The 13,053-nt window shown below is 56.1% G+C and carries 13 protein-coding genes; 3 read left to right on the top strand and 10 right to left on the bottom strand.

The window, feature by feature from the left end:
- Positions 1 to 195 precede the first annotated feature (195 nt).
- From URZ40_RS01885 to URZ40_RS01895, 3 genes are read right to left on the bottom strand one after another with little or no spacing between them, the layout of a single operon-like run.
- The gene (locus URZ40_RS01885) at positions 196 to 1,977 is read right to left on the bottom strand and encodes a SmdB family multidrug efflux ABC transporter permease/ATP-binding protein (RefSeq protein ID WP_316380341.1); all 1,782 of its coding nucleotides are present in this window, start codon (positions 1,975 to 1,977) and stop codon (positions 196 to 198) included.
- Positions 1,970 to 3,742: a SmdA family multidrug ABC transporter permease/ATP-binding protein gene (locus URZ40_RS01890; RefSeq protein ID WP_316380340.1), complete on the bottom strand. Its 1,773-nt coding sequence runs from the start codon at positions 3,740 to 3,742 to the stop codon at positions 1,970 to 1,972. Before URZ40_RS01890 ends, URZ40_RS01885 begins: the two co-directional genes overlap by 8 nt.
- Positions 3,743 to 3,772: 30 nt before the next feature.
- Positions 3,773 to 4,231, bottom strand: coding sequence for an Lrp/AsnC family transcriptional regulator (locus URZ40_RS01895; protein WP_008503307.1), 459 nt, complete (start codon positions 4,229 to 4,231; stop codon positions 3,773 to 3,775).
- A 115-nt stretch (positions 4,232 to 4,346) separates the two neighbouring features.
- Here URZ40_RS01895 and URZ40_RS01900 point away from each other — a divergent pair, with 115 nt between their 5' ends.
- The gene (locus tag URZ40_RS01900; protein WP_166710273.1) at positions 4,347 to 5,393 is read left to right on the top strand and encodes a PLP-dependent cysteine synthase family protein; all 1,047 of its coding nucleotides are present in this window, start codon (positions 4,347 to 4,349) and stop codon (positions 5,391 to 5,393) included.
- Positions 5,394 to 5,434: 41 nt separating this feature from the next.
- On the opposite strand, the gene cof is transcribed toward URZ40_RS01900, so the two are convergent.
- Positions 5,435 to 6,253, bottom strand: coding sequence for an HMP-PP phosphatase (gene cof / locus URZ40_RS01905; RefSeq protein ID WP_163330430.1), 819 nt, complete (start codon positions 6,251 to 6,253; stop codon positions 5,435 to 5,437).
- A 101-nt stretch (positions 6,254 to 6,354) separates the two neighbouring features.
- On the opposite strand from cof, the gene URZ40_RS01910 reads away from it, so the two are divergent.
- Both URZ40_RS01910 and queC read left to right on the top strand, forming a co-directional pair.
- Positions 6,355 to 8,055 (top strand): SgrR family transcriptional regulator, encoded by a 1,701-nt coding sequence (locus URZ40_RS01910; protein ID WP_320719683.1) that lies wholly within the window; start codon positions 6,355 to 6,357, stop codon positions 8,053 to 8,055.
- Between the two features lie 66 nt (positions 8,056 to 8,121).
- Positions 8,122 to 8,817, top strand: a complete 696-nt coding sequence (gene queC / locus URZ40_RS01915) for a 7-cyano-7-deazaguanine synthase QueC (RefSeq protein ID WP_023332238.1) — start codon at positions 8,122 to 8,124, stop codon at positions 8,815 to 8,817.
- Between the two features lie 2 nt (positions 8,818 to 8,819).
- Here the strand turns inward: queC and URZ40_RS01920 are convergent, their stop codons facing one another.
- From URZ40_RS01920 to hupB, 6 genes are all read right to left on the bottom strand, one after another.
- Positions 8,820 to 9,149: an addiction module antidote protein gene (locus URZ40_RS01920; RefSeq protein ID WP_233003138.1), complete on the bottom strand. Its 330-nt coding sequence runs from the start codon at positions 9,147 to 9,149 to the stop codon at positions 8,820 to 8,822.
- Complete coding sequence (locus URZ40_RS01925; RefSeq protein ID WP_233003137.1) at positions 9,136 to 9,489, bottom strand: type II toxin-antitoxin system RelE/ParE family toxin; 354 nt, start codon at positions 9,487 to 9,489, stop codon at positions 9,136 to 9,138. Before URZ40_RS01925 ends, URZ40_RS01920 begins: the two co-directional genes overlap by 14 nt.
- Positions 9,490 to 9,537: 48 nt before the next feature.
- Positions 9,538 to 9,936, bottom strand: a complete 399-nt coding sequence (locus URZ40_RS01930) for a YbgC/FadM family acyl-CoA thioesterase (RefSeq protein ID WP_025756175.1) — start codon at positions 9,934 to 9,936, stop codon at positions 9,538 to 9,540.
- Positions 9,937 to 10,033: 97 nt separating this feature from the next.
- Positions 10,034 to 10,414 (bottom strand): helix-hairpin-helix domain-containing protein, encoded by a 381-nt coding sequence (locus URZ40_RS01935; RefSeq protein WP_163330427.1) that lies wholly within the window; start codon positions 10,412 to 10,414, stop codon positions 10,034 to 10,036.
- Positions 10,415 to 10,562: 148 nt separating this feature from the next.
- Positions 10,563 to 12,434, bottom strand: coding sequence for a peptidylprolyl isomerase (ppiD, locus tag URZ40_RS01940; RefSeq protein ID WP_116341609.1), 1,872 nt, complete (start codon positions 12,432 to 12,434; stop codon positions 10,563 to 10,565).
- A gap of 212 nt (positions 12,435 to 12,646) precedes the next feature.
- Positions 12,647 to 12,919, bottom strand: coding sequence for a nucleoid-associated protein HU-beta (gene hupB / locus URZ40_RS01945; protein WP_002444653.1), 273 nt, complete (start codon positions 12,917 to 12,919; stop codon positions 12,647 to 12,649).
- Positions 12,920 to 13,053: the final 134 nt, after the last annotated feature.

Raw genomic sequence — 13,053 nt, forward strand, 5'->3', positions numbered from 1 at the left:
AATGGCCGCAGCTCACGCAGAAGGTATTGCAAGGGGTGTGCCAGAAATGAAAACGAGGGGGAAAAGCGGTGCGACGAGCGTTACGCCGTCTTCATTAACGAACCGGCGAAAAAAAACGCACCATGTCGGTGCACGGTGCGTTTCAGTATTGCACCAACAGGAATGACTGTTAGCGCGTTGCTTTGTTTTGGTGCATCAGGCGCTGAGCGACTCTTCCTCACGCACGCTGGCGGCCAGCTCTTCGCCCGCAAGCTGAAGCTGGTACATCTGCCAGTAGCGTCCTTTAGCTTCCAGCAGTTCACGGTGCGTGCCGCGTTCCACGGCTTGTCCCCGGTGCAGCACCAGAATGGTATCGGCATCGACAATGGTGGAAAGGCGGTGGGCAATCACCACCAGAGTCGTATGATCGCGCACGGCGGCCAGCGCCTGCTGGATGGCCTGCTCAGTGCCGGAGTCAATGCTGGCCGTCGCTTCATCCAGAATCAGCACCTGCGGGGTTTCGATCAGCACCCGCGCCAGCGCGAGAAGCTGCTTTTGCCCCACGGAGAGGTTGTTCCCCTGCTCGCCCAGCTTCGTATTGATCCCATCGCTAAACCCACGCGCCAGTTCTGCCAGCTGCACTTTTTCCAGCACGTCCCAGACCTGCTCCTGGGTATAGTCCCGCCCCAGGGTCACGTTAGCGTAGAAGGTATCGGCCAGAACGACCGGATCCTGCTGCACCATCGCGACGCCTTTACGCAACACGTTGTGGCTGAGAGACGCGAGCGGGCGTCCGTCGAGGCGAATTTCGCCTTGCATGACCGGGTAGTAGCCCATCAACAGGCTGGCAAGCGTGCTCTTGCCGCTGCCCGTATGACCTACCAGCGCAACAAAACCGCGCGACGGAACATCCAACGTAATGTCCTGCAACACCAGCCGGTCTTCGCGATAGGCAAACGAGACGTTATCAAAGGCAATATCCCCGCTTTGCAGAGGTCGCTCATCATTGCCGTAGGCCTGGCGCGGTCTGTCCATCAGCTCAAACACGCGCTCACCGGCGACGACCGCCTGCTGCAGCATCGATTGCTGGGTAGTGAGCTCGATCAGCGGCTCGTTAAGACGTCCGAGATAGCTAATAAAGGCGTACAGCACGCCGACTTCGATCGTACCGCTTGAGCTCAGCCCAAAGAGCATCAGCAGCCCGCAAAGCACCAGCGCAGAGAAAAGGCTGAGCAGCGGACGGAGCAGGAAACCGTCCAGGCGCAGCGTCTGCATACGCGCCATGTAGTGCGAACGGCTGGCTTCCCCCATCCTCTCGCCAAAGCGGGCCTGCTGGCGGAACTGCTGGATGACGCTCATGCCGTTAATCACTTCGTTGAAACCATCGTTGATGTCGGCCAGATAGGCGCGAACCCGGCGCACAATCGGCGTGCTGTATCGCTGGTAGATCACCATCACGATCAGCACCGCCGGGAAGATGGTAATCGCCACCAGCGCCATGCGCCAGTCGAGGCTGAACATCGCCACCAGCATCGCGCCAATCAGCGCCGCGCTGCGTAACACCGTCGCGACCACGGTGACGTACAGATCGCGGATCACCTCGGTATCGTTGGTCACGCGCGAAATCACCTGCCCGACCGGCTGGATATCAAACTCACTGAGCGGCTGGCGCAGCGCCGCGTCCATCACATCCGTGCGCAGCTGCTGAACGACGCCCACGGCGGCACGGTTGAACAGCAGCGACTGAGCATAGTGCAGCCCTGCCGCCGCCAGCTGCAGGCCAACGTAGGCCACGCCTAAGCCCGCTACCAGACCCAGCGGGAGATAGCTTTTGGCGACCATGTTGTCGATAAAATAGCTGATGAGCAGCGGGCCGCTCACCTCAGCAATCGCCGCAATCCAGAGTAAAAGCACGGCCACGGAGAGCGGTTTACGCCACGGCGAGCCGTAAGCCAGCAGACGTTTGAGCGTCGGCCACATCGTTCCGAGCTTACGCATTGGCGGCCTCCTCATCCTGTTCCGGCGCATCGTCCAGCGCCGCCTCAAGCTGTTGATAGCGATACATATCGCGATACCAGCCCGGCTGTTCGACAAGGGCTTCATGCTGCCCACGCTGGGCAATGTGCCCGTGCTGTAAGACCAGAATTTCGCTGGCTTCAGTGAGCGCTGACAAACGGTGGGCGCAAATAATCACCGTGCGGCCGTCGCCCCACTGGCGCAGGTTATGCAGAATCTGATGCTCGGTACGACCGTCCACGGCGGAAAGCGCATCGTCCAGGATCAAGATTTCAGCATTCAGCAGCAGCGCGCGGGCAATGGAGATACGCTGCTTTTGCCCGCCGGAGAGCATGACGCCACGTTCCCCGACTTCCGTTTCATAGCCCTGCGGCAGGCGCAAAATATCGTCATGTACGCTGGCTAAGCGCGCCACGTGTTCGATCTCTTCCTGCGTCGCCGACGGATGACCAAGAGCAATGTTATTCGCCACGGTGTCCGAAAATAAAAACGGCGTCTGGCTGACGACCGCCAGGCGTCCACGCCACTCGTCCAGCAGCAGGTTCGTCAGGGGGATATCATGGAAACGAATATCGCCCTCGGTGACGTCAAAGTGGCGCTGCAGCAGAGAGAGAACGGTACTTTTACCGGACCCCGTTGGGCCGCAGATGCCCAGCATCTGGCCCGGCTGCAGCGTAAAGCTAACGTTTTCCAGCACCGGATGTTCCGTTTGCGGATATACAAATTTACGAACGTCGACATTCATGACGCCGCGCCCTTCCGGCACCGCTTCGCTGCCGTCATTGACCACCGGGGCTTCGGCCAGCATGGCGCGAATGCGGCTGTAGGCGGCGCTGCCGCGCTCAACAATGTTAAACATCCAGGCAAGCGCCAGCATCGGCCAGATCATTAGCCCCAGATACATCGCAAAGCTGGTTAATTGCCCCAGGGTCAGCGTGCCCTGCACCACCATCCAGCTCCCGCCGCCAATGGCAAGCAGGTTTGCCATGCCGATTGCGATATAAATCGTTGGATCAAATCGGGCGTCAATGCGAGCTACGCGCATGTTTTTCGCCCCCGTGTCTGCCGCATCGGCGGCAAACAGCGCGGACTGCCTGTCCTCCAGGCCAAACGCTTTGATCATGCGGATGCTGGTCATGCTCTCCTGGGTGCGATCGTTCAGAGATGAAAACGCCGCCTGCGCCAGCTTGAAGCGCTCGTGCAGCTGTTCGCCGTAGCGATTGATCGCCAGCGCCATCAGCGGCATCGGCAGCAGGGCAAGCAGGGTCAACTGCCAGCTGATCTGCGTGGACATGACGATCAGCACCGCGCAGCCCATCACCAGCGAGTCCACCAGCGTCAGCACCCCTTCCCCGGCGGCAAAGACCACGCGATCGACGTCGTTAGTCGCGCGAGCGATAAGATCCCCGGTGCGGTGGCGGAGATAAAACTCAGGATGCTGTCGGCTCAGCTGGCGGTAAAAATCTTCGCGCAGCTCAACGGCCAGCTGATAGGACGCACCAAACAGCAGCACGCGCCAGACGTAGCGCAGGAGATAAACAATGACCGCCGTCAGCACCAGCGTGCCGACCCACATCAACACCCGTGCGGTGGTGTAATGCTGTTCAGTGACGCCATCCACGACGTAGCCCACCACCTTCGGCGGGATCAGCTGCAAAATGGCAATGATAATAAGCAGGGCGACTGCACCGAGGTAGCGTTGCCACTCCCGACGAAAGTACCAGCTTAATTGGGCAAATAATCGCACGCGGTTTGTTCCTGAAGGTATTTTACGAAGTTATTCAATGGGTAATGCTGTGGTGTACTTTATCTGTTCCATGGCGAAGCTTGAGGTGACGTCCGACAAGCCCGGGACGCTGTTCACCAGCCGCTTGTAGAAGTCATCATAGCGCTTCATGTCAGCCACCTGGACGCGCATCAGGTAATCGTACTCGCCGGCCATACGCCAGAAGCCAAGCACCTCGGGCATCTCAGATACCTGAGTGACGAAGCGGCAATACCACTCGCTGCTGTGGTGTTGAGTTTTTATCAGCACAAATGCCGTCAGCCCAAGCCCCAGTTTTTCGGGATCGAGTAACGCGACGCGGCCCAGCAGAATACCGTCATCTTCCAGCTTTTTTAGGCGCTTCCAGCACGGTGTGGTGGTCAGATTAACGGCATCTGCCAGCGCCTGCAAAGAGAGGGTACAGTCACTTTGCAGCAATGAAAGGAGCTTGCGGTCAATTTTATCTAGCATACCCACCTCACAGAGAAAATTTTTCTCCCTTCATTCTATTTTAAAGGCCAGATAGCAACAATTTTTTCTGTGCTTTTCGCTATGCTGGGCACAAAATGACAAACGGATAACTACGATGAATAGCACCTGGGTTAAACATGCCATCAGTGAAATCAATGCCGATTATCAGCGCTCGGCGGATACGCACCTGATTCGCCTTTCCCTGCCGGGATTTGACGGTATTCAGCTCTACCTGAAGGATGAAAGTACCCATCCTACCGGTAGCCTGAAGCATCGCCTGGCGCGCTCCCTGTTTTTATACGGTTTATGTAACGGCTGGATTAAAGAAGGCACCACCATCATTGAATCCTCATCTGGTTCAACGGCGGTGTCCGAAGCCTATTTTGCCCGCCTGCTGGGCCTGCCGTTTATCGCCGTGATGCCCTCCTGCACCGCAAAACGTAAAATCGAGCAGATCGAATTTTACGGCGGACGCTGCCACTTTGTGGAAAGCGCCTGCGAAATCTACGCCGCCTCTGAAATGCTGGCCCGCGAGCTAAACGGCCACTATATGGACCAGTTCACCTTCGCCGAGCGCGCAACCGACTGGCGCGGCAATAACAACATTGCCGACAGTATTTTCCGCCAGATGACCCACGAGCCGCATCCGGTTCCATCGTACATTGTGATGAGCGCCGGTACCGGCGGCACGTCAGCGACTATCGGACGTTACATCCGCTGCCAGGGCTACGATACCCAACTGATGGTGGTTGACCCGCAGAACTCCGTCTTCCTCGACTACTGGCAAAGCCGCGATGCCGGCCTGCGCAGCCCGGTGGGCAGTAAAATTGAAGGGATTGGGCGCCCGCGCGTGGAACCGTCGTTCATCCCGGATGTGGTGGACGAAATGCTTCGCGTGCCGGACGCTGCCAGCATCGCCACCGCGCACTGGCTGGAGACGCAGCTCGGCCGCAAGGTTGGTGCATCAACGGGCACCAACATGTGGGGCGCACTGCAGCTTGCGGCACGCATGCGCGAGGAAGGCCGTACCGGCTCCATCGTCACGCTGCTTTGCGACAGCGGAGAGCGCTATCTTGAAACCTACTACAATGCGGAGTGGGTACAGGCCAACATCGGCGACATCACCCCGTGGAAAGCGCAGATTGCGCAGCTGCTGAAATAAAAAAAAGCCAGACCGAAGTCTGGCTTGCTGGAAGGGTCTCACTATTCGGGGGAATATGGGAGGTTATTGTTGTCCAGCCAATGCGTCAAAAAATGGGACACCGCTTCGTTACCGCAGTGTCCGATAACCGGCAGATGAGGAAGCTCTGCGATCAGCTGCGGCATCGCGTTCCCCATAATCAAACCGCGCCCCACGCTGCCCAGCATTTCGCGGTCATTCATGGCGTCGCCAAACGCCATACAATCCTGCAGCGTTAAGCCCAGGTGGTCGCTCAGTACCGCCAGGGCGGAACCTTTGTTACAGCCCACCGGCAGCACTTCCAGACAATCTACCGCCGAGAAGGTCAGGTGCGCCCGGTCGCCCAGCGCCTCATTCAGTTGAATCCGTAAGCGACAAAGATCGTCGTGATCGCCACAGAAGCAGATCTTGGTCACCGCGTGGGCGGGGATCCGACGCAGATCGATAAGCTGGTATTTGAAGCCGCTATAAACATGCGCGTGCAATAATTCGGGGATTTCGCTTCCGGTAAACCAGCCTTGATCGTTAAAGACGTGGATACTGGCCCGCGTGTCCCAGGTACTGTGCAGCACGATGTCCGCCACTTCCGGGTTGAGATCCTGGCGGTGCAGCACCTCCCCTTCAACGGTGTGAATGCGCGTCCCGTTGCCGGTGATTAAAAACGCATCCAGGGAAAACGCGCCCAGCAAATGACGCATCTCCAGTACGTGGCGACCCGTAGCAAACGTCAGGGTGACATCACGCTCGCGCAGGCGCTTGAGGGTACTCAGCGTTTTCTCCCCCAGACGGTGATTCGGCATTAACAACGTACCGTCCATATCAAATGCAGCGAGCCGGGCCATGTTTACTCCTGAAATGTGATGCGATTAACTTGTGCATCAGTATCGTGTGAGATATACGGAAGTAATAGTGAATAGATGAAAATTATTGTTCCGGGTTTCTTATGCGCCAGCTTAACCGCCTTAACCAGTATCAACGCCTGTGGCAACCTTCCGCCGGCGCTCCGCAGCTCGTAACCGTAAGCGAGCTTGCCAGCCGCTGTTTTTGTAGCGAGAGGCATGTCCGCACCCTGCTGCGCCAGGCTCAGGAGGCGGGCTGGCTCAGCTGGCGCGCGCGGTCTGGTCGCGGCAAGCGCGGTGAGCTGACGTTCCATGCCAGCCCGGAGTCACTGCGCAATGCGATGATGGAAGAGGCACTGAAGAGCGGGCAGCAGCATAACGCTTTGGAGCTGGCGCAGCTTGCGCCGGACGCGCTGAGATCGTTGCTGCATCCGTTTTTAGGCGGGCAATGGCAAAACGACACGCCGACGCTGCGCATCCCCTACTATCGCTCGCTGGAGCCGCTTCAGCCGGGCTTCTTGCCTGGCCGGGCGGAGCAGCATCTGGCGGGACAGGTATTTTCAGGTTTGACGCGTTTTAACGGCAACAGCAGTGAACCTACGGGCGATCTGGCGCATCACTGGGAGGTCTCTGCTGACGGGCTGCGCTGGCATTTCTATATTCGCTCCACGCTGCACTGGCATAACGGCGATAAAATAGAAACGGCGCAACTCCAGCGAAGCCTGACCGCGCTGTTGACGCTTCCCGCCCTGCGCACCCTGTTTCGGAGCGTCTTACGTATCGAAACAACGCATCCACAGTGTCTGACGTTTGTGCTGCATCAACCGGACTATTGGCTGGCGCACAGGCTGGCAACCTACTGCAGTCGTCTGGCGCATCCCGACCATCCTGCGGTTGGCTGCGGTCCCTTCCGGCTGGCCGCCTTTGAGCCCGACCTGGTTCGTCTGGAAAGCCATGAGCAGTACCACCTGAGCCATCCGCTGCTTAAAGCCATCGAATACTGGATCACTCCCCAGCTGTTTGATTACAGGCTGGGTACCAGCTGTCGACACCCGGTGCAAATTGCGATTGGCGAGGCCGATGAGCTGGAAACCCTGAGGCTGGTCAGCAGCAGTACCAGTCTGGGCTTCTGTTACCTCACGCTGAAACAGAGCGCGCGTCTGAGTGAGCTCCAGGCAAAGCGGCTTATCAATATCATCCATCTCTCCAGGCTTCTGCACACGCTTCCGCTCAATGAAGGGCTCATTACGCCCACTCAGGAACTGCTTCCCGGCTGGACAATTCCCGAATGGCCTGATTTAACGGACGTTGCCCTGCCCGAGTCGCTGACGCTGGTTTACCATCTTCCCGTTGAGCTTCATACCATGGCCAGACAGTTAAAAACGTACCTGGCGCGACAGGGTTGTGAACTGACCGTCGTCTTCCACGACGCCAAGACGTGGGACGGATGCCAGCAGCTTGCCGATGCAGATATCATGATGGGGGACAGGCTGATTGGCGAAGCGCCAGCGTATACGCTTGAGCAATGGCTGCGCTGCGATGCACTGTGGCCGCACGTGTTAAGCGCACCGGCCTACGCTCATTTGCAAGCCACGCTGGATGCGGTGCAGTCGCAGGCCGAAGCTCGGGACCGACACGCCGGTCTGCAAGCCATTTTCAACCGCCTGATGGAGAATGCGGTGCTGACGCCGCTTTTTAACTATCAATATCAAATCAGCGCCCCGCCAGGGGTCAACGGCATACGCCTCAACACCCGCGGCTGGTTTGATTTTACCGAAGCCTGGCTACCCGCCCCCAAATCGTGAAGAAGCTGGTCGCCGCCGTAGCCAGACGGTAACATAACGTTTTTACCGTAACAGTCGAGATGATTTATGAAACGTGCCGTCGTCGTGTTCAGCGGAGGACAAGACTCTACAACCTGCCTGGTTCAGGCCCTTCATCAGTATGATGAAGTTCACTGTGTAACTTTCGATTATGGCCAGCGTCACCGCGCTGAAATCGACGTTGCCCGTGAACTTGCCCTGAAACTGGGGGCACGCGCGCACAAGGTGCTGGACGTTACGCTGTTAAATGAACTGGCAGTCAGCAGCCTCACCCGGGACAGTATTCCCGTCCCGGACTACGAACCCGATGCCAGCGGCATTCCGAACACCTTCGTGCCGGGCCGTAATATTCTGTTCCTGACCCTGACGGCAATTTATGCCTATCAGGTAAAAGCCGAAGCGGTAATTACGGGCGTATGCGAGACCGACTTCTCAGGATATCCGGACTGCCGTGATGAGTTTGTAAAAGCGCTCAACCACGCCGTCAATCTGGGGATGGCAAAAGAGACGCGCTTTGAAACCCCGCTCATGTGGCTGGATAAAGCCGAAACCTGGGCACTTGCCGACTACTGGGGCAAGCTGGATTTAGTTCGCAGCGAAACCCTCACCTGCTATAACGGTATCAAAGGCGACGGTTGCGGGCAGTGCGCCGCCTGTAATCTGCGCGCTAACGGACTGAACCACTACCTGGCTGATAAAGTCGGCGTAATGGCGGCAATGAAGCAAAAAACCGGGCTGAAATAAGGCTACCTCACCGTGCTGTCGAACAGTTTTACCCCGGCAGCACGGGTCACCTTCATTAGCGTAGTCAGCGTTGGGTTGCCGTTGTCTGATAAGGTTCGATATAGCTGCTGGCGGGAAAGACCGGCTTTGGCAGAGATTTCACCTATGCCGCCACGGGCTTCGATGACCTGACGGAGTGCAATGAGATAGGCAGGGATGCCCTGGTCTTCATAGATCTCTTCCAGGGCTGTTTGCAGATAACGCTGAGCGTAGGAAGGATTTTCTCGCAGCATTTTTACAACAGCATCATGGTGGCTAACGGAGCTCGAATATTTTCGTTCAGCGGCGCTCATTGAAATGTCCTTTTGTCTGGTGATCTTTCCAGTAATCTATTGCCAGTTTGATATCCGCTTTTTGGCTCTTTTTGTTACCACCGATCAGTAACAATAAAACCTGCCGATTCTCTACTGCAAAATAGATCCTGTAGCCGGGGCCACTGTCGACTCGCATCTCCCAAACACCTTCCCTGAGATACCTGTAATCACCAAAATTACGTTTTATCGCGCGGTTAATCCGCATAAGGATCCGGAAAACTATATCCGGATCCTTTCGGTTCATTTTGGCTACCCACTCCTCAAACGGCACTTTCCCGTCACGGGTCCGGTAACGTTCAACAACGTAGTCCCTGTCCATTATTCTATCCCTGAAAAATCCTTTTGTCTTTTATAAAAGACAAATTTTCTAAGCGATCATCAGCTCCAGCTTTTCCCGCAGCTCCCCTTCCAGCGGCAGCGCTTTCTGAGTTTTCAGATCGATACAGACAAAGGTAATCAGCGCATCAGCCACTACCTGCCCTTCTGGATCGAGCGTCACCACCTGGCTTAACACGCCGCTCTTGCCGTTTAGCTGTTGTACCTGGCTGGTCACGGTGAGCACATCGCCCAGCACGGCCGGGCGGCGGTAGTTGATGTTGATATTGACGACCACGAAAGCGATGTTGTGCGCGGTCAGCCACTGAAAGCTTTCGCTGTTCTCTAGCCCGTCCCAGCGCGCTTCTTCAAGAAATTCGAGATAGCGGGCGTTGTTAACGTGCTGGTAAACATCAAGATGGAAACCGCGTACTTTGATTTTTGTCTGCATAGCGCAATAGCCTTACGTTGATATAGGATCAGAGGTCATAACTGGTATGACCTCTTTATCCTGGCAAACTTTTGCCGCAGTGCAAGAAATTGCGTTATTACAGTGTCAGGTGTGAGAGGTTGCGCTCAACCAGCGCGCTGCCCATGCCCGGGACCTGCTTGAGATCATCGACCGTTTTGAAAGGGCCATACTCTTCGCGGTAGCTGACGATGGCCTGCGCTTTTTTCAGGCCGACACCGTTCATTGCGCGGGCAAGATCCTCTGCCGAGGCCGAGTTAATGCTGACCCGCGTACCGTCATCATCCGTATTTTTAACGGCGTCAGCCGCTTTGGTTTGCCCCTGCACCGGCGCGGCCGCATCAGATTTGCTCTGCGTGGTCTGTGGTTTGGCGGCGGGCGTCGCCGCCAGCGCGCCCGCGCTCATCCCGGTGGTGGCAATAGCCAGCGTAATTAACAGTGCTTTGATTCCACATTTCATGCTGTTATCTCCTTGTTTGTTGACAGCCACGCAACGATAGCTCCCGGAGAAAACAGGCACAAACAGCAGATTGCAGAAATGGAAAAGGCCGCGAAAGCGGCCTTTAGTTTTTGCAGAGCGTTACGAAAATCTGCGAGCAGACACGTAATTATTGCTGCTGAGTCATGACATCGCCCAGCTTAATTTTGGCTTCTTTACGCAGGTTGCTCATCATGGCTTCGAAAGCAATCTGAGCATTGTTTTGAGTAATGCCCTGAACCATCGCCTTCTTCTGCGCTTCTGGCAGGGTGCCGGCTTTCACTTCGTCCAGCGCCAACAGAACAACGTTACCCTGCATATCGGTGGTGGTGCCGAAGCTTGGCTTGTCTTTTGACGGCAGTGTCAGGCCAAACGCAGCCTGGCTGATTGGGTCCTGACCGGTACGGCTCAGCGTTTTCGCCTCACCGAAGCTCAGGCCAGCCGCTTTCAGCGCGTCCTGTTTACCCGCTTTCAGGTCAGACAGAATCTTCTCAGCATCCAGTTTCGCCTGCTGTTCCGCTTTGTTGTGCTTAACCTGAGCGACGACCTGATCCTTCACTTCCGCCAGCGGTTTGACCGCTTCTGGCTTGTGCTCGCTGACGCGCAGAACAAACGCACGATCGCCGTCGACGGTAATGATGTCAGAGTTGCTGCCCGGCGTACCGTTCTCGCCCACCAGACCACCGTTAAAGATGGCATCAGAAACCGGCTTGAAGTTCAGCTCTTCCGGCAGGTTGTCGCGACCAAACCAGCCCGTCTCAACCGCCTTCACACCCGCTGCCTGCTCTGCACCTGCCAGAGATTCGTTGTCGTTGCTGGCAGCATCGCTCACTTTCTGCTGCAGCGCGTAGTAGGCATCCAGGGCTTTTTCCTGTTTCACTTTCGCAGCGATATCATCACGAACCTCAGCCAGCGGCTTGGTTTTCGCAGCGATGATGTCGTCCAGACGCACGACCAGGAAACCAACGGATGATTTAATCACACCAGACAGCTGGCCTTTCTCTTTCAGGCCGGCATTTTTCAGTTCGTCCGGCGTGGTTGCGTCTTCCAGCCAGCCCATATCACCGCCGTTTTTCGCAGAGATGATATCGGTGGATTTCGCTTTCGCAATGGTGGCGAAATCAGCGCCTTTGTTCAGTTCATCCAGTACCGCCTTAGCATCTGCTTCAGTTTTGGTCTGAATCACGCTGTAGCGGTTACGCTGTGGCTGAGTGAACTGATCCTGATGCTGGTCGTAGTAAGACTGGATCTCCGCGTCAGACGCGCTTTCCTGCAGCGCAGCTGCATCCAGTTTGATGTAGCTGACGCGGAACTGCTCCGGAGAAACAAAGGCGTTCTTATTCTGCTCGTACCAGGCGTTAACCTCTGCGTCGCTCACCTGCTGTTTCGCCGCCAGGGCGTTCACATCAATGGTCGCTTCACGGACAACGCGCTGCTGTGCTACCAGCGCAGCCAGTTCTTCCGTTTCACCTTTGAGCATAAAATCGGTGCCCACTACGGCATTGATAAGCTGCTGAGTGGTCAGCTGGTTACGCAGCGCCTGCGCGTACTGATCCGCCGTCATGCCCATCTGGTTGACGATGCTGTTGTAACGCGCGTTGTCGAATTTACCGTTAGACTGGAATGCCTGAGTGGCGAAGATCGCTTTTTTCACCTGCTCGTCGCTGATGCCAAGGCCCAGCTTTTTGGCATACTGATCCAGCAGCGCTTCGTCGATAAGACGGTTCAGCGTCTGTTGGCGCAGGGTTTTCATGTACCCTTCATTCGCCGCCAGTTCAGAGAATTGGTCGCCCAGCTGTTGCTGCATACGGTTACGTTCACCGGCAAAAGCATTCTCGAACTGACCACGGCTGATTTCCTGGCCATTCACTTTTGCGGCATAGTTCGCGCCACCGCCAATAAGGTAACTGCTCACGCCGGTCAATATGAACGACACGATAATGATACCGAAAATAATCTTGAGCACGAGACTGTTAGCAGCCGTGCGTAAGCTGTCCATCATGGTGTAACAACACTCCGCTGTAGGTGACTGGTTACCTGACGCTGACGGAAAATCCTGCCCGTCGCGCGTAAAGGCGTATTGTGACAAGAAAACAGGGCGATTGTCAGCCCACAACTCGCATAAACTCGCACAAATCAGGTCTGGACAAATAAAAAAGGCACATCAAACGATGCGCCCTTGTACTATCCGGCTTCCCTGAAACGGGAAAGCAATCAGTTTACTGCGTCTTTCAGCGCTTTACCTGCACGGAAACCCGGCACTTTAGCAGCAGCAATGGTGATCTCTTTACCGGTCTGAGGGTTGCGGCCAGTACGGGCAGCACGCTCTTTAACAGCAAAAGTACCGAAGCCTACCAGTGCAACGTCATCCCCAGCCTGCAGAGATTCAGTAACAGAAGCAATTAATGCATCTAACGCACGTCCAGCTGCAGCTTTAGAAATATCAGCACCAGCAGCAATTTTGTCAATCAGTTGAGATTTATTCACTGTTCTCTTCCTCTCTTTATAATTTATATCGCGCCTGAGTCCTTCACAACGCGACCGCGCAGCAGTTATATCAGGCCTGCCATGACCTTACAACACCCGTTGTTGATGGCTGACCTAATCAGCAATCTAAATTA

It is taken from the genome of Enterobacter sp. 296B2 (genome assembly GCF_034106185.1).
In the GTDB taxonomy this organism is placed as follows: Bacteria; Pseudomonadota; Gammaproteobacteria; order Enterobacterales; family Enterobacteriaceae; genus Enterobacter; species Enterobacter cloacae_N.